Annotated in this window: 20 protein-coding genes; 12 read left to right on the forward strand and 8 right to left on the reverse strand. The window is 72.3% G+C overall.

What is annotated here, in order from left to right; all coding sequences use genetic code 11:
* Positions 1–13: 13 nt before the first annotated feature.
* On the reverse strand, positions 14–1309 hold the full coding sequence (gene aroA, locus ACWDY5_RS06080) for a 3-phosphoshikimate 1-carboxyvinyltransferase (RefSeq protein ID WP_449721192.1): 1296 nt from the start codon (positions 1307–1309) through the stop codon (positions 14–16).
* Positions 1310–1402: 93 nt separating this feature from the next.
* On the opposite strand from aroA, the gene ACWDY5_RS06085 reads away from it, so the two are divergent.
* From ACWDY5_RS06085 to ACWDY5_RS06100, 4 genes are read left to right on the forward strand one after another with little or no spacing between them, the layout of a single operon-like run.
* Complete coding sequence (locus ACWDY5_RS06085) at positions 1403–1741, forward strand: PadR family transcriptional regulator (protein ID WP_283663171.1); 339 nt, start codon at positions 1403–1405, stop codon at positions 1739–1741.
* Positions 1738–2871, forward strand: coding sequence for an HAAS signaling domain-containing protein (locus ACWDY5_RS06090; protein ID WP_449721193.1), 1134 nt, complete (start codon positions 1738–1740; stop codon positions 2869–2871). The genes ACWDY5_RS06085 and ACWDY5_RS06090 overlap by 4 nt, the downstream gene beginning before the upstream one ends.
* 26 nt (positions 2872–2897) lie before the next feature.
* Positions 2898–3713: an SOS response-associated peptidase gene (locus ACWDY5_RS06095; RefSeq protein ID WP_449721194.1), complete on the forward strand. Its 816-nt coding sequence runs from the start codon at positions 2898–2900 to the stop codon at positions 3711–3713.
* Entirely contained in the window at positions 3710–4321 is a 612-nt protein-coding gene (locus tag ACWDY5_RS06100; protein WP_449721195.1) for an alpha/beta hydrolase family protein, read from the forward strand. The genes ACWDY5_RS06095 and ACWDY5_RS06100 overlap by 4 nt, the downstream gene beginning before the upstream one ends.
* On the opposite strand, the gene ACWDY5_RS06105 is transcribed toward ACWDY5_RS06100, so the two are convergent.
* Together ACWDY5_RS06105 and ybaK are read right to left on the reverse strand one after the other, a co-directional pair.
* Positions 4318–5148 carry a PPK2 family polyphosphate kinase gene (locus ACWDY5_RS06105; protein WP_449721196.1) on the reverse strand — a complete coding sequence of 277 codons (831 nt, stop codon included), beginning with the start codon at positions 5146–5148 and terminating at the stop codon, positions 4318–4320. The two genes, ACWDY5_RS06100 and ACWDY5_RS06105, sit on opposite strands and share 4 nt — an antisense overlap.
* Positions 5149–5184: 36 nt before the next feature.
* Entirely contained in the window at positions 5185–5664 is a 480-nt protein-coding gene (gene ybaK, locus ACWDY5_RS06110) for a Cys-tRNA(Pro) deacylase (RefSeq protein ID WP_449721197.1), read from the reverse strand.
* 252 nt (positions 5665–5916) lie between these two features.
* On the opposite strand from ybaK, the gene ACWDY5_RS06115 reads away from it, so the two are divergent.
* Complete coding sequence (locus tag ACWDY5_RS06115) at positions 5917–6546, forward strand: sigma-70 family RNA polymerase sigma factor (protein ID WP_449721198.1); 630 nt, start codon at positions 5917–5919, stop codon at positions 6544–6546.
* Complete coding sequence (gene rsrA, locus ACWDY5_RS06120; protein WP_449721199.1) at positions 6543–6902, forward strand: mycothiol system anti-sigma-R factor; 360 nt, start codon at positions 6543–6545, stop codon at positions 6900–6902. Before ACWDY5_RS06115 ends, rsrA begins: the two co-directional genes overlap by 4 nt.
* Positions 6903–6983: 81 nt before the next feature.
* On the opposite strand, the gene ACWDY5_RS06125 is transcribed toward rsrA, so the two are convergent.
* A complete protein-coding gene (locus ACWDY5_RS06125; protein ID WP_143174383.1) occupies positions 6984–7058 on the reverse strand; it encodes a 50S ribosomal protein bL37 in 75 nt (24 codons plus the stop codon).
* A gap of 97 nt (positions 7059–7155) precedes the next feature.
* Here ACWDY5_RS06125 and ACWDY5_RS06130 point away from each other — a divergent pair, with 97 nt between their 5' ends.
* Positions 7156–8658, forward strand: a complete 1503-nt coding sequence (locus tag ACWDY5_RS06130) for a sensor histidine kinase (protein WP_449721200.1) — start codon at positions 7156–7158, stop codon at positions 8656–8658.
* 141 nt (positions 8659–8799) lie between these two features.
* On the opposite strand, the gene ACWDY5_RS06135 is transcribed toward ACWDY5_RS06130, so the two are convergent.
* Together ACWDY5_RS06135 and ACWDY5_RS06140 are read right to left on the reverse strand one after the other, a co-directional pair.
* Entirely contained in the window at positions 8800–9054 is a 255-nt protein-coding gene (locus tag ACWDY5_RS06135) for a WhiB family transcriptional regulator (RefSeq protein ID WP_185001773.1), read from the reverse strand.
* A 229-nt stretch (positions 9055–9283) separates the two neighbouring features.
* The gene (locus ACWDY5_RS06140) at positions 9284–10198 is read right to left on the reverse strand and encodes a diacylglycerol/lipid kinase family protein (RefSeq protein WP_449721201.1); all 915 of its coding nucleotides are present in this window, start codon (positions 10196–10198) and stop codon (positions 9284–9286) included.
* 162 nt (positions 10199–10360) lie between these two features.
* On the opposite strand from ACWDY5_RS06140, the gene ACWDY5_RS06145 reads away from it, so the two are divergent.
* Positions 10361–10780, forward strand: coding sequence for a hypothetical protein (locus ACWDY5_RS06145; protein ID WP_449721202.1), 420 nt, complete (start codon positions 10361–10363; stop codon positions 10778–10780).
* Positions 10781–10913: 133 nt separating this feature from the next.
* Complete coding sequence (locus ACWDY5_RS06150) at positions 10914–11720, forward strand: DUF2382 domain-containing protein (RefSeq protein WP_449721203.1); 807 nt, start codon at positions 10914–10916, stop codon at positions 11718–11720.
* On the opposite strand, the gene ACWDY5_RS06155 is transcribed toward ACWDY5_RS06150, so the two are convergent.
* The gene (locus ACWDY5_RS06155) at positions 11677–12615 is read right to left on the reverse strand and encodes an EamA family transporter (RefSeq protein ID WP_283663183.1); all 939 of its coding nucleotides are present in this window, start codon (positions 12613–12615) and stop codon (positions 11677–11679) included. The two genes, ACWDY5_RS06150 and ACWDY5_RS06155, sit on opposite strands and share 44 nt — an antisense overlap.
* A 72-nt stretch (positions 12616–12687) precedes the next feature.
* On the opposite strand from ACWDY5_RS06155, the gene ACWDY5_RS06160 reads away from it, so the two are divergent.
* From ACWDY5_RS06160 to ACWDY5_RS06170, 3 genes are read left to right on the forward strand one after another with little or no spacing between them, the layout of a single operon-like run.
* Positions 12688–13611 (forward strand): LysR family transcriptional regulator, encoded by a 924-nt coding sequence (locus ACWDY5_RS06160; protein ID WP_449721204.1) that lies wholly within the window; start codon positions 12688–12690, stop codon positions 13609–13611.
* A gap of 54 nt (positions 13612–13665) precedes the next feature.
* Entirely contained in the window at positions 13666–14379 is a 714-nt protein-coding gene (locus tag ACWDY5_RS06165; RefSeq protein ID WP_449721205.1) for a tRNA-dependent cyclodipeptide synthase, read from the forward strand.
* Positions 14354–14872 carry a mycothiol transferase gene (locus tag ACWDY5_RS06170; protein WP_449721206.1) on the forward strand — a complete coding sequence of 173 codons (519 nt, stop codon included), beginning with the start codon at positions 14354–14356 and terminating at the stop codon, positions 14870–14872. Before ACWDY5_RS06165 ends, ACWDY5_RS06170 begins: the two co-directional genes overlap by 26 nt.
* On the opposite strand, the gene ACWDY5_RS06175 is transcribed toward ACWDY5_RS06170, so the two are convergent.
* Positions 14865–15350: an N-acetyltransferase family protein gene (locus ACWDY5_RS06175; RefSeq protein WP_449721207.1), complete on the reverse strand. Its 486-nt coding sequence runs from the start codon at positions 15348–15350 to the stop codon at positions 14865–14867. The two genes, ACWDY5_RS06170 and ACWDY5_RS06175, sit on opposite strands and share 8 nt — an antisense overlap.
* Positions 15351–15354 lie beyond the last annotated feature (4 nt).

Genomic DNA, 15354 nt, shown 5'->3' on the forward strand with positions numbered 1-15354 from the left:
CGTGCCACCCCGATCATCCGGCGACCCCGACCGGCTGGCCGAGCATGGCCGACCACATCCCGCGGAAGTCCGGGATGGTCTTGGTGGTGCTGAGGATGTCGTCGACCAGCACACCCGGCACCACCAGGCCGAGGATCGCGCCCGCGGTGGCCATCCGGTGGTCCGCGTAGGCCTGCCAGGGCCCGCCGGTCAGCGGCCGGGGGTTGATGCGCAGGCCGTCCTCGGTCTCCTCCACCGCGCAGCCCAGGCCGCTGAGCTCGGCGCGCAGCGCGGCCAGCCGGTCGGTCTCGTGGCCGCGGATGTGCGCCACCCCGCGCAGGTGGGACGGGCCCTCGGCGAGCGCGCACAGCGCGGCCACGGTCGGGGTCAGCTCGGAGACGTCGCGCAGGTCGGCGTCGATGCCCTGGAGGCGGTCGGGGCCGCGCACGGTCAGGCCGTCGGCGGTCAGCGCCACCTGGCAGCCCATCCGGCCCAGCAGCTCGCGGATGCCGTCCCCGGCCTGGGTGGTCTCGGCGGGCCAGTGCGGCACGGTGACCTCGCCGCCGGTGACCGCGGCCGCGGCCAGGAACGGGGTGGCGTTGGACAGGTCCGGTTCGATCACCAGGTCGCGCGCGGTGACCGGGCCGGGCAGCACGGTCCAGGTGTCCGCCTCGGCGGTGTCCACGATGACCCCGGCGGCGCGCAGCATCCGCACGGTCATCTCGATGTGCGGCAGCGAGGGCACCGGCTTGCCGCGGTGCCGGACGATCACGCCGCGGTCGTAGCGGGCGCCTGCCAGCAGCAGCCCGGAGACGAACTGGGAGGAGCCGGAGGCGTCGATGGTCACCTCGCCGCCGCCCAGCCCGCCCTGGCCGTGCACGGTGAACGGCAGCGCCTCGCCGGTGATCTCCGCGCCCAGCGCGCGCAGCGCGTCCAGCACGGTGCCCATCGGGCGCAGCCGGGCGTGCGGGTCGCCGTCGAAGCGGATCTCGCCCTCGGCCAGCACGCCCACCGGCGGCAGGAAGCGCATGACCGTGCCGGCCAGCCCGCAGTCCACCTCGGCCGGACCGGCCAGCGGGGCGGGGGTGACCGTCCAGGAGCCGTCGGCCGGGTTGTCGGCCACGCCGACGCCCAGCGCGCGCAGGGCCTGGGCCATCAGCAGGGTGTCCCGGCTGCGCAACGGCGCGTGCAGGGTCGAGGAGTCCTCGGCGAGCGCGGCGAGCACCAGCGCCCGGTTGGTGATCGACTTCGAGCCGGGAACCGGCACGGTCGCGCGCACTGGCCCCTCGGCGACCGGCGCGGACCACGGAGTGCTGACGGTGGCGTTCACCCGCACATCGTCCCCTATGCCGCTGAACATGCTCTGAACAGCCTCGACCCGATCCGGTTCGCGCTATCTTGCACCGCAAGGTACCTTGCGTTCATGACGCAAGATCCGCAGCTGCTCGCCCAGCTCCGCCGGGGCGTGATCGAGCACTGTGTGCTGGCCCTGCTGGCCAGGGGCCCGCGCTACGGCTTCGACCTGGTCCGCGAGCTGGCCGCGAAGCAGGGCCTGGGCACCACCGAGGGCACGATCTACCCGCTGCTGTCCAGGCTGCGGAAGGAGGAGCTGCTGGAGACCAGCTGGCAGCCCTCGGACCAGGGCCCGCCGCGTCGCTACTACGAGCTGACCGAGCAGGGCCGGACCGCACTGGAGGGGTTCCGCCGCCACTGGCGCAGCTTCAGCGCCGCGGTGGACCAGGTTCTGGAGGGAGACGAATGAACGCCGTAGGCCACATCGCCGAGGAGTGGCTGGCCCGCTTGGACCGCGCCGCTGCCGTCCTGCCGCCGCCCCGTCGCGCCGAGTTGCGCCAGGAGCTGGTCGAGCACCTGGACGCCGCTGTCGCCGAGGGCGAGGACGTGGCGGAGGCGCTCGCGCGGCTGGGCGACCCGGCCGACATCGTGGCCGCCGAGGGCCTGCCGCCGGTGTCCCCGGCCCGCGCCCGCGCCGCCACCGGCCTGCTGCTGTTGCCGCTGACCGGCCTGCTCTACCTCACTCCCGCGTTGCCACCCGGCCCGCTGAACATGGCCGTGATCGCGCTCGCCTGCGCCGCGGTGCTGACCATGGTGCTGCACTCCGGCGCGCCCGCCGGCGCCCGCGCGCTGGGCGCAGTCGGCGCGCTCGCCCCGGTCCTGGCCGGGCTCGGCGGCATCCTGGACAAGGTCTTCCAGTTCGGCCCCGGCCGCGGCACCCAGATCCCGCTCGGCCCCGGCAAGGACCTGTCCGTGCTCTGGCACACCGACCCCTGGCTGACCACGCTCGGCCAGCTCGCCCTGCTGCTGCTCGGCCTCGGCCTGCCGGTGCTGGCCGGCCTCCGCCTGCGCCGCCAGGACGCCCGGGTGCCCCTTGGCGCGTTCACCCTGCTGCTCACCCCGGTGGTCGGCCTGGCCACCGCCCTGCTGCTCTCCGGGGCGCACCTCGGCACCTCGGTCGGCACGCTGCTGATGACCCCGCTGACCGTGCTGGCCGCGGTTGCCGCCGCGCTGCTGCTGGCCGCCGGGGCCCTGCTGGTCACCAGGACCGGCCTGCCCATGGCCGCGAAGGCGCTGGTCGCGCTGGCCGTGGTCACCGCGCCGGTGGGGGTCGTGCTGCTCGCCCAGCACGCCGGCAGCGTCGGCGGCATCACCAGGGTGGCCACCCAGCACCCGCTGCCGGCGAACTCCGAGGAACGCCGCCGGGTGGTCTCGGCGCAGGTTGACGAGGCCATGGCCCAGACCGTCCCGGCCGGCGCCCAGGCGCCCGGCCCGGCCTGGGTGCCCGCGGACCGGAGCACCCGGCTCGGACTGGGCTTGCTGTTCGTGGTCGCACTGCCGCTGCTGGCCGCCTGGCGCGCCGGTGTCGCCAGGCGGTGACGGTGTGTCGGCGTACCGTGTGCACCATGTGCGGGCGGTACTCGGCGGTGAAGGACCCGGCTCGGCTGGTGGAGGAGTTCGGCGCGGTGGACGCGACCGGCGGGCTGGTCAGCGGCCCTGACTACAACGTCGCGCCGACCAAACCGGTGATCGCGGTGGTGCAGCGGCACCCCAGGGACGCCGAGGGCAACCCCGATCCGGAGACCACCGAGCGGACCCTGCGGGTGATGCGCTGGGGGCTGGTGCCCAAGTGGGCCAAGGATCCCGGCATCGCGGCGAAGATGATCAACGCCAGGTCCGAGACGGCGGCGGAGAAGCCCGCGTACCGGACCTCGGTCAAGCACTACCGCTGCCTGATGCCCGCGGACGGCTGGTACGAGTGGCAGCAGGAGGGTGGCACCAAGCAGCCCTTCTACGTGACCAACCCGGACGGCTCCAGCCTGGCCATGGCCGCGCTGTGGGCCACCTGGCGCCGTCCTGGCGCGCCGGATGAGGCGCCGCTGGTCACCTGCGCGGTGCTGACCACCGACGCGCTCGGGCCGCTGGCCGGGATCCACCACCGGATGCCGCTGCTGCTGCCGCCGGAGAAGTGGGCGGACTGGCTGGACCCGGACCGCACCGAGGTCGCCGACCTGCTCGCCCCGCCCAGCCCGGAGCTGATCGAGGCGCTGGAGCTGCGGCCGGTGTCCACCGCGGTCAACAACGTCCGCAACAACACCCCCGAGCTGATGGACCGGGTCGAGCCCGGCGCGGTCCAGCTCGACCCGGCACCCAAACGCAAGGCCCCGGCCAAGAAGAAGCAGGCCGAGGCCGACGGCCAGGCCCTGTTCGAGCTGCCATGACCAGGATGGAGCTGGCCACCCCGCACGGTCCGGCCAGGGCCGAGCTGCACTGCGCCACCGAGGGCAGGGCCGCGCTGCTGCTCGGTCACGGCGCGGGCGGCGGCATCGACGCCCCCGACCTGGTCGCCGCGACCAGGGCCGCCACCGCGGCCGGGGTGCACGTGGTGCTGGTCGAACAGCCCTACCGGGTGGCCGGGCGGCGCGCGCCGGCCCCGGCCAAGCAGCTGGACGCGGCCTGGCTGGCCGTGGTCGCCGAACTGGCCACCAGCTGGTGCGACGGCCTGCCGATGGTCTTCGGCGGCCGGTCCTCCGGGGCCAGGGTGGCCTGCCGGACCGCGGCCGAAGGGCAGGCGGCGGCGGTGCTGTGCCTCGCCTTCCCGGTGCACCCGCCGGGCAAGCCGGAGAAGTCCCGGATGCCGGAGCTGGACGCGGTGGAGGTGCCCGCGCTGGTCGTGCAGGGCGAGAAGGACCCGTTCGGCATGCCCGGACCCGGCCACCACCGCGAGCTGGTCACCCTGGCCGGGGACCACAACCTCAAGGCCGACGTGGAGGGCGTCTACCGCGCGGTCGGCGACTGGCTGCCCCGCGTGCTGCGCCCGCTCGACTAGGCCAGCGGGTCCGCGTTGAGCAAACGGGCCTTCTCCGCCTCGATGTCGTAGGCGGGCGGCGGGAACTTCGGGTCCAGCTCGCGCACGGTCTCCAGCAGCAGGCGGCTCACCGCCCAGTTCCGGTACCACTTCCGGTCCGCGGGGACCGCGTACCAGGGCGTGGCCGAGCAGTGCTTCAGCGCCGCGGTGTAGGCCTGCTGGTAGCGGGACCACTTCGACCGGCCGTCGATGTCGGCCGGGGTGTACTTCCAGTGCTTGCGCGGGTCGTCCAGCCTGGCCAGCAGCCGTTCCCGCTGCACCTCCGGCGAGATGTGCAGGAAGCACTTCAGCACGGTCACCCCGGACTCGGCCAGCTCGCGCTCGAAGGCGTTGATCTCCCGGTATCGGGCGCGCGTCTCGGCCGCGGTGAGCTGGCCCTCGACCTTGGGCACCAGCACGTCCTCGTAGTGCGAGCGGTCGAACACGCCGATCCGGCCCGGCTCCGGCAGCAGCTTGCGCACCCGCCACAGGAAATGGTGCCTGAGCTCGGCCGGGGTCGGCTTCTTGAACGAGGCGATGTGCAGGCCCTGCGGGTTCACCAGCCCGACCACGTGCCGGATGGTGCCGCCCTTGCCCGAGGTGTCCATGCCCTGCAACACCAGCAGCACCGTGCGCTGGTCCTCGGCGTAGAGCGCCTCCTGCAGGTCGGCCAGCTCGGCGCCGGTGGCGGCCAGCTCCTCGGCCGCCGCCTTCTTGGACTTCGGGCCGATCGGGCGGCTCGCCGGATCCAGCGCCGCGAGGTCCACCGTGTCCAGCCGCAGCGCGTCCCGAACTGACTTCCTGGCCATCCGCGCAGCGTAGCCAGCCCGCGCCGATCCCGCTGGTCAGGCGGCCGCGATCGGCGCCAGCACGGCCTTGGTCAGGGTGGCAAGGTCAGTGGGGGAGAGCTCCACTTCCAGCCCGCGCCGCCCGGCGCTGCAGAAGATCGTGTCGAAGCCGCCTGCCGAGTCGTCCAGCACCAGCGGCAGCCGCTTCTTCTGCCCCAACGGCGAGATCCCGCCTGCCACGTAACCGGTGGCCCGCTCCGCGTCGGCGACCACCGCCATCTTGGCCTTCTTGCCGCCCAGCGCCGCGGCCAGCGCCTTGAGGTCCAGCTGCGCGGTGACCGGCACCACCCCCACCGCCAGCGCCCCGTCCACCTCGGCCACCAGCGTCTTGAACACCCGCTCCGGGGCCAGCCCGAGCGCCTCGGCCGCCTCCAGGCCGTAGGAGTCGTGCCGCGGATCGTGGTCGTAGGAGTGCAGCGTGTGCGCGATCCGCTGCTTGACCAGCAGCGCGGTCGCCGGAGTCCCTCGTCCCGCCATGACCGGAGAGCCTAGATCGCGATGTGTGGCGCACGCCGCCGGATATCCCGGAATGCGCACGGCCACCGCCGCGTTGTGCCGATCGTGGGAACCGAGATGACCTGCCCGCTCCGCCCTGCCGCCGCGCGGCCCGGCCGAGGCGCGCTGCGCGGCGTATCCTCAGCACCGACGCCGACATTTCCCGTGGTGGAGCTGCCGGCGGTTGTTACCACAACCCCAAGCCCACGCTCCGGCGTGCGGGAAGGGAGCCAGGTGCCAGGCACCGCACCAGAGACCAGAACCGAGGACGAGACAACGGACGACCGCGCCGCCCGCTTCGAGCGGGACGCGATGCCGTTGCTCGACCAGCTGTACGCGGCCGCGCTGCGGATGACCCGCAACCCGGCCGACGCCGAGGACCTCGTGCAGGAGACCTTCCTGAAGGCGTACTCCGCCTTCTCCTCCTTCGCCAAGGGCACCAACCTCAAGGCCTGGCTGTACCGCATCCTGACCAACACCTACATCAACGGCTACCGGCGCAAGCAGCGTCAGCCGCAGCAGTCGCCGACCGACGAGATCGCCGACTGGCAGCTCGCCCAGGCCGAGCGGCACAGCAGCACCGGTCTGCGCTCGGCCGAGGTGGAGGCGCTGGACCGGCTGCCGGACAGCGACGTGAAGAACGCCCTCCAGCAGCTGCCGGAGGACTTCCGGATGGCGGTCTACCTCGCCGATGTCGAGGGGTTCGCGTACAAGGAGATCGCCGAGATCATGGGCACGCCCATCGGCACCGTGATGTCCCGGCTGCACCGCGGCCGCCGCCAGCTCAAGGAGTCGCTCACCGACGTGGCCAAGGACCGCGGCTTCCTGCGCGGCCGGGCCGCCCAGGAGGTGGCCGGGTCATGAGTTGCGGCGAACCACACGAGACCGACTGCAAGGACGTGCTCGCCGAGGTCTGGATGTTCCTGGACCAGGAATGCGACAAGACCCGCCGCGAGCTGCTGCGCCAGCACCTCAACGAGTGCAGCCCGTGCCTGGAGCAGTACGGCATCGACGAGTACCTCAAGGCCCTGCTGGCCCGCAAGTGCGGTGGGGAGGCCGCCCCGGACACGCTCAAGCAGCGGCTGCGCGCCACCATCCGCAGGACCGTGCTGGAGCAGGCCGAGGTGACCGTGGAGTGCGGCCCCGACGGCAAGACGGTGGAGGTCTCGCTGCGCGCCGAGCGGATCGAGCTGCCGGAGACGGTCAAGCAGGACGACTGAGCCCGCGGCGCACACCGCGCCCGCAAAGCACGAAGCCCCCGGTAGACCTCGCGGTCCCGGGGGCTTTGCTCTGCCGCACGGTCAGGCGTTGGGACGCTTGCCGTGGTTGGCGCCGCGCTTCTTGCGGTCGCGCTTCTTGCGGGCGCGCTTGGACATCGCGTTCTCCTCAGTCTTGGGCTTGCTTCCCCCCAGTCTGTCACGACCGGGAGCCGCTGACGGCAGTGGGCCGTGTGCTCAGGGATGATGGACCACCGTGTCCACTCTGAGTGAGCTGCTGGCCGAGCACACCCGCCTGCCGGGGGTCGCCGTCGACCACCTGCAACTGGTGGTCGGGGAATGGCAGCTGCTGTCCGACCTGTCCTTCGCCGACTTCCTGATGTGGGTCCCGCTGGAGGCGGCCACCGCGGACGGGGTCGCCGAGGCGCGGTTCCTGTGCGTGGCCCAGGCCCGCCCGCAGACCGCGCCCACCGCGCACCCGGAGGACATGGTCAGCACCGTGGTCGCCGCGCCGGACCACCCGCAGCTGCGCAGGGCCGTGGTGGAGGAGCGGATCTGCCGGGAGGAGGACCCGCGCTGGCACCTGGGGGTGCCGGTGCGCAGGGAGACCATCCCGGTGCGCTACGAGGGCAAGGTCATCGCGGTGCTCAGCCGGGACATCAACCTGGCCGTGCCCAGGGTGCCCAGCCCGCTGGAGATCGCCTACCTGGGCAGCGCGGCCGACCTGTGCCAGATGATCGCCGACGGCACCTTCCCCGCGCCCGAGCCCTCGCCCGGCGCGCACACCAGCCCCAGGGTCGGCGACGGCCTGATCAGGCTGGACGCGGCGGGCACCGTAGTCTTCGCCAGCCCGAACGCACTCTCGGCGTACCACCGGATGGGCCACGCCGCGGACCTGGTCGGGGTAGCGCTGGCGCCGCTGACCCGCTCGCTGGTCTCCGACCCGTTCGACGCCACCGAGGTGGCCCAGCGGATGCGCACCGCGCTGGACGGCAACCCCAGCACCAGGGTGGAGGCCGAGGCCCGCGGCGCGACCGTGCTCTTCCGCGCGCTGCCGCTGCGCCCGCGCGGCAAGGCGGCAGGCGCGCTGGTGCTCGTCCGCGACGTCACCGAGGTGACCAGGCGGGACCGGGCGCTGATGTCCAAGGACGCGACGATCAGGGAGATCCACCACCGGGTCAAGAACAACCTGCAGACGGTGGCCGCGCTGCTGCGGTTGCAGTCCCGGCGCACCGGCAACACCGAGGCGCGGCAGGTGCTGGAGGAGTCGGTCCGCCGGGTCACCTCGATCGCGCTGGTGCACGAGACGCTGTCCATGTCGGTGGACGAGCGGGTGTCCCTGGACGACGTGGTGGACCAGGTGATCCCGATGATGAGCGATGTGGCCACCGCGGAGACCAGGGTGGTGGTCCGCCGCGAGGGCAAGTTCGGCGTGGTGCAGGCGGAACTGGCCACCCCGCTGGTGATGGTGCTGACCGAGCTGGTGCAGAACGCCTTCGTGCACGCCTACAGCCCCGGCCAGCGCGGCGAGGTGGTGGTGCACGCCGAGCGCTCGGCGAAGTGGCTGGACGTGGTGATCACCGACGACGGCCGCGGCCTGCCGCAGGGCTTCTCGCTGGAGCGCACCGACCGGCTCGGCCTGCAGATCGTGCGCACCCTGGTGGAGTCCGAACTGCGCGGATCGCTCAGCCTGCGCCGCCGCCAGGGGACCAAGGGCACCGAGGCGGTACTGCGGGTTCCGCTGCAACGCCGCCGTTAGCCCATTAGGACTCGGTGATTTATCTAGTCAGGTTGTCAGCCGGCAGAACCGGGGTTTTCGCCGGAGAGGCAGAAAAAGCAACTGACCGGCACTCGTTCGCGCGAGTGCCGGTCAGTCGGCCGTTCGGAGGTTGCGACCCTCTCAGGCTCCAGTGCGGGCCCGGGTGCGGGCGTTGCGACGCTTCAGCGCACGACGCTCGTCCTCGCTCATACCGCCCCAGACTCCCGCGTCCTGTCCAGACTCGAGTGCCCAGGTCAGGCAGTCGGACATCACGGGGCACCGGCGGCAGACGGTCTTCGCCTCGGCGATCTGGAGCAACGCAGGACCGCTGTTCCCAACGGGGAAGAACAGCTCGGGGTCCTCGTCGCGGCAGGTCGCGCGGTGGCGCCAGTCCATGGTTCCTTGCTCCTCGCTAGGCACAACAATAGTGCCGATAGTCGGTTCGGGGGTGTTTGTGGGTGCTTGTGAATGCTTTCACGAACTACGGCAATGTCAAGAGGCCCGATCCAATCCGGTGAGGCAACTCACCCGAAAGATCGACACGCTCTCCATTGGCGGTTTCAAGGGGTGACATTCCGCCGACTAGCGGAGGTCACGCCCAGGTGATGACCCGATCACGCAGAGGTCACACCGCGACGCTGAGTGCTGCTGGCACGGACATGAACCGCACATCGGTCCGCTCGCCCAGCAGATCACCGTCTACCTGGAGCCGGACCGGTTCCGCGCAGGTCACTCTAATCCACTCGACGTCGTCCCGCCGCAACAAATTCCCGCCCTGAGGACTTCCCCCTGGACGCAGGATCTGCCAGACGTGCTTCACGACGGTGGGTACCCCGACGCTACGCAGCGCAAACACACCCAGTCCATCCTCGAAGGAAGAGCCGGGGTTGATCCGCAACGGCTTCTCACCGAGATAGGTCCACGGGTCGGTGTTGGACACGAAGGCCAGGTGCAGCCCGGTCTCCGGTTCACCGTCGGGCAGGTGCACGGTGAGCTTCGGGTGCCCGTGGTCCAGCTTGAAGTAGCTGGTCGCGGCCATCCGCGCGTACAGCAGCGGAGTCGCCTTCTTGTCCCGGTGCCGTTCCACCCCGGCCACCACGTCGGCGTCCCAGCCCATCCCGGCGTTGAAGGTGAACCACCGGTCATCCGCCCTGCCGAGCCCGACCCGGCGACGGGCGCCGGTCTCGATGGCCAGCAGCAGCCGGTGCGTGGCCTCCACCGGATCCACCGGCAGGCCAAGGGCGCGCGCGAAGACGTTCGCGGATCCGCCCGGCACCACACCCAGCATCGGCACGTCGTCCCGGACGCCGTCAGAGAGCAGTCCGTTCACGACCTCGTTGACCGTGCCATCCCCGCCGTGCGCCACCACGAGGTCAAAACCGTCGTGCGCGGCCTGCGCCGCGGCATCCGCGGCGTGCCCCCGGTAGCTGGTCTCCACGACGTCGAGCTTGACGTCGCTGGCCAGCGCGTGGGCGATGACATCGCGCCCCGCCGCCGTGGTGGCGGTGGCCTGGGGATTGACCACGAGGAGTGCGCGCACACCCCGAAGCGTATGACAGCCCGTGACCCTCTGCCGTCCAGCCCTGACCCGATCGTGGTGGCCCAGCAGCGGCGTTGTGCCTGGGTGATCACCAAGATGCGGTGCAAGTCACGTCCGTGAGCTGCCACCGACGCTCTTCTGGGGGATGGCTAGCCTGTCTGCATGTCACAAGCCCTGGGTGCGCCGCGCGCGGTGCGGGTCGCCGGTCTGCTGGTCGGGTTGCAGGGCCTGGCGGGTGTGGTCCTGGTGGTCGCCCTGCTGGTCCGCGCGTTCAACGGCGCGCCCAAACCGGGCAACGTCTTCGGTGAGGCCGGGTACTTCGCGATCCTGACCGCCGCGGTCATCGCCACCGCGGTCGGGCTGGCGCGCGGCAAGCGCTGGGCCCGCTCGCCCGCGGTAGTGGTGCAGCTGCTGCTGCTCGGCGTGGCCTGGTACACCCTCGGGCCGTCCGGGCGCTGGCTGATCGGCTCGCTGGCCGCGATCTACTGCGTGAGCGTGCTGGTGCTGCTGTTCAGCACGCACGCGCGGGCCTGGGTGCTCGGCATCGGCCCCTACGACGACTCCGCTGACCACAAGTCCTAGTTCCCTCGACCGGGTGCCCCTGCGGTAACCCAGCCCGGTGGTTCGTCCCGTTTTCCCGGTTGCCCAGGTTCCTCGCGGGCAGTTCGTGCTCCGTCCGAGCGTGACGCGAATGGAGATCGGGAGGACGGAAGCGATGATCAGCGAGCAGATGGTGCCGCAGTTGTTCGGCGACGAGGTCTGTGACCGGAATGGCACCAAGATCGGCAAGGTCGGCCAGGTCTACCTGGAGGAAGGCACCGGGCGGCCTGCGTGGGCGACCGTGCGGACCGGCCTGTTCGGTCTGAAGGAGAGCTTCGTCCCGCTCGACCAGGCCAGCATGGAAGGCGACACGCTGCGGGTGGCGGTGACCAAGGACCAGGTCAGCGACGCGCCCCGGATGGACGCCGCCGGCCGGCTGTCCAGCGAGGACGAGATGCAGCTCTACGACTACTACGGCATGCGCTACCCGGCGGTGCCCGGCCCGCGCCAGGACACCCAGGCTGGCCGGTCCCGGACGCCCGGGACCGCGCAGGACCGGACGGCGCACGACCGGACCGCCGCGGACGGGCGGGACGACGCGATGACCCGCTCCGAGGAGCGGCTCAAGGTCGGCGCGGAGACCACGGAGACCGGCCGGGTGCGGCTGCGCAAGTACGTGGTGACCGAGGAACAGCAGGTCACCGTGCCGGTGCGGCACGAGGAGGTCAGGATCGAGCGGGAGCCGATCACCGAGGCCAACCGGGGCCAGGCCATGTCCGGTGCGGAGATCAGCGAGGCCGAGCACGAGGTCACGCTGCACGCGGAGCGGCCGGTGGTGCGGACCGAGGCGGTGCCGGTGGAGCGGGTGCGGCTGGCCAAGGAGACGGTCACCGAGGAGGAGACCGTCTCCGGGCAGGTGCGCAAGGAACAGATCGAGGTCACCGAGGAACAAGCGCGGGATCGGCGGGATCGCAAGCGCTGAGCCGGGCTGGGCCGGGGTGCGGCGCTCGTCGCCGCGCCCCGGCCTTGACCACGCCGGAGGCCAGCGCGACGCCGAGGATGACCAGCGCGGCGGCGGCCAGCCGCAGCGGGGTCAGCGCCTCGCCGAGCAGCAGCGCGGCCGAGGACATGCCGAACACCGGCACCAGCAGGGAGAACGGCGCCACCGCGGTGGCCGGGTAGACCCGCAGCAGGAATCCCCAGATGCCGAATCCGGCCAGGGTGGCCGCCCAGCCCACGTAGAGCACCGCGCCGATGCCGGCGAAGTCCAGGTGCGCCAACGCGTTCAGCCCGCTGTCCACGCCTTCGAAGGCGGCGGAGAGGGCGAGCAGCGGCAGGATCGGCACCGCGCTGACCCACACCATGAACCGCAGCATGTCCGGCGGGGCCGCGTACCGGGTGATGATGTTGGTCAGGCTCCACACCGCAGCCGCGCCCACCACCATGAGCAGCGCGCCCACCGGGCTGTCCGCGCCGTAGTCCACGACCACCAGCACCATGCCGGCCAGCGCGATCCCGGTGCCGGCCAGCCGCAGCGGGGTGGGCCGCTCCTTGAGCAGCAGCGTGGCGAACAGCACGGTGAACAGCACCTGGCTCTGCAGCACCAGTGAGGACAGCCCGGCAGGCGCGCCTGCGTACATGCCGCCGAAGAGCAGGCCGAACTTGACCACGCCCAGGGTGAGGCCCATCAGCAGCACCCAGCGCCAGGCCACCCGCGGCGAGCCGACGAAGAACAGCGCGGGCAGCGCGGCGGCGGCGAAGCGCAGGGCGGAGAACAGGAACGGGGGTACCTCGGCCAGGCCGATCTGGATGACCACGAAGTTGAGGCCCCAGATCAGGGCGACGAGTACGGCGAGGGCGAGGTGCGCGGGTTTCACGGCACCAGCCTCACCCGGCGGAGAGTTAAGCACCAGCGAAATCCACTACGCGGATCTGTTTAGTATTGCTTCATGCTCGATCTCGGCAGACTCCGCGCCCTGCACGCCGTCGCGGTGCACGGCTCGGTCAACGCGGCCGCCGCCGCCCTCGGCTACACCCCCTCCGCGGTGTCCCAGCAGCTGGCCAAGCTGGAACGCGAGACCGGCACCGTGCTGCTGGAACGCCGGGGTCGCGGCATCGCGCTGACCGACGCCGCCGAGGACCTGGCAGGCACCGCCAAGCAGGTGCTGGCCCTGGTCGAGCAGGCCGAGGTGCGGCTGGAGGAGCAGCGCGGCACGCCGATCGGGCGGCTCAGCGTGGCCACCTTCGCCACCGCCGCCCGCGGGCTGATGCCCGGCCCGCTGGCCGAGCTGGCGCGGGCCTACCCGGAGCTGGACGTGCGGCTGACCGAGCTGGACCCGCACCTGGCGGTGGACCTGGTGGCCCGCGGCGAGCTGGACCTGGCCGTGGTGCACGACTGGGAGAACACGCCGCTGGCCATGCCGGAGGGGCTGGCCCGCACCGACATCGGGGTGGACGTGGCCGATGTGCTGCTGCACCAGGACCACCCGCTGGCCACCCGGACCGAGCTGAGCCCGCTGGAGCTGGTCGGCGCGCGCTGGATCTGCCAGCCGCCGGGGTCGATCTGCCACGACTGGCTGATCCGCACCCTGCGCGGCGGCGGGGTGGAACCGGTGCTCGCGCACCAGGTCACCGAGTACCAGTCCCAGCTGGCGCTGGCCGCGCGCGGGCTCGGCGTGTGCCTGCTGCCCCGGCTCGGGCGGGGGCCGGTGCCCGAGGGCGTGGTGGTCCGGCCGCTGGTCCCGACGCCGACCAGGCGGCTGTTCGCGGTGTGGCGGCAGCAGGCCACCCGGCGGCCGGCGATCGCGGCGACGGTGGCCGCGCTGCGCGCGCACTGGGCCGATCGGGACACCGCCGATGCGCCAAAGGGTTGATCACTCAATGAAGGGACTGGGAGCGCCCGCGCGTGTCGTGCTCCAATCGATGTCGTGACGCCACCCGGTCAGATCCCGCGACCGCGCACGTCCGTTGGCCGGGCCGCCCACGCGCTGCTCGGCCTTGGCCCCTTCGACCAGGTCGACGAGGAGCTGCTCGGCTACGCGAGCTGGGCGGCCGCCAACTTCACCGCGCTGCACGTGGTGGTCGTCGACCTGCCTGCCGTGCACACCTACCGCGCGGTCGGCTACAAGACCCACCGCGCCCTGCACAAGGCGCGCAGCGAGGGCAAGCGCCTGCAGACCAGAGCCCGGCGCGCGCTGGCCGCGCTGGCACTGCCCGGCTCGCTGGTGGTGCCCTGGACCGAACTGGCCGCCCGCTACCGCTACCGCCTGCTGTTCGAGCAGGTCAGACAGGCCTACGAGAGCAACCCGGCGTTCCGCGCGGCCTGCCTGCGGGCCACCGCGACCATGCTGGCCGACCGGGTGCCCGGCGCGCTGTGCTCCCGCGGGCAGGTGCAGATCGCGGCGCAGTCGCTGCTGGCCGAGCTGCCGCTGGCCATCGACGGCGCGGGCATCCTAGGCGTGCCCGAGTCCACCCGCTGCCAGCCCCGGCCACTGGAAATGGCCGAGGTGCTCGCCGCCGCCCCGCCCGAGCTGTGCCCGCGCCCCGGCCAGGACTCGCTGACCCTGCGCACCATCGCCGCCCGGCGGGCGGAGGTCCCTGGCAGGATCCATGTCCATGGCAATGGTTCGCGAAGTCTCTGACGAACGGGACGCGCTGCTGGCCTTCCTGGCCGAACAACGCGCCGCGCTGCGCCGCTCGGTGCTCAACCTGACCGAGCAGACCGCCGCCAGCCGCCCGCTGACCAGCGAGCTGACCCTGGCCGGGCTGGTCAAGCACGCGGTCAGCGTCGAGCGGAACTGGACCAACCTGCTCCAGGGCCGCCCGGCCGACGGCCGCCCAGGCCACGCGCTCGACCCCGGCGAGACCCTGCCGCAGGCACTGGCCGAGCTGGCCGAGGTCGCCGCCGTCACCGAGGCGCTGGTGCCGGAGCTGGACCTGGACCGGGAGGTGGACCTGGACCTGCTGAACCACCCGATGGTCAAGGGCAAGACCCGCACCGCCCGCTGGGTGCTGTTCCACCTGGTCGCCGAGTTCGCCCGGCACGCCGGTCACGCCGACCTGCTGCGCGAGTCCCTGGACGGGGCGACCGCCTACGAGCTGGTCGCCGCCGCCGGGGACCCGCTGATCACGTGAGCTTGCCCGCCGCGGCCAGCGCCTCGCCGTCCAGCCGGTAGACCGTCCACTCGTCCATGGCCACCGCGCCGAGGGACTTGTAGAAGTCGATGGCCGGGGTGTTCCAGTCCAGCACGGACCACTCGAACCGGCCGTACCCGCGTCGCACGCACTCCCTGGCCAGCTCGGTCAGCAGCGCCTTGCCCAGGCCGGAGCCGCGGTGCTCGGGCAGCACGAACAGGTCCTCCAGGTAGATGCCGTGCCTGCCCTCCCAGGTGGAGAAGTTCAGGAACCACAGCGCGCAGCCGACCACCACACCGTCGGCCTCGGCCACGTGCGCGAACAGCGCCGGGTTCTCCCCGAAGAGCGCCGTGTGCAGCTGCTCGGCGGTGATGGTGCAGGACTCCCGGGCACGCTCGTACTCGGCGAGGCTCTCGATCAGTCCGATGACGGCGTCCACATCGGACGGCCGGATCCGGCGAATGCGGTCGTCGGTCACGGTT

Source organism: Crossiella sp. NPDC003009, from assembly GCF_053591555.1.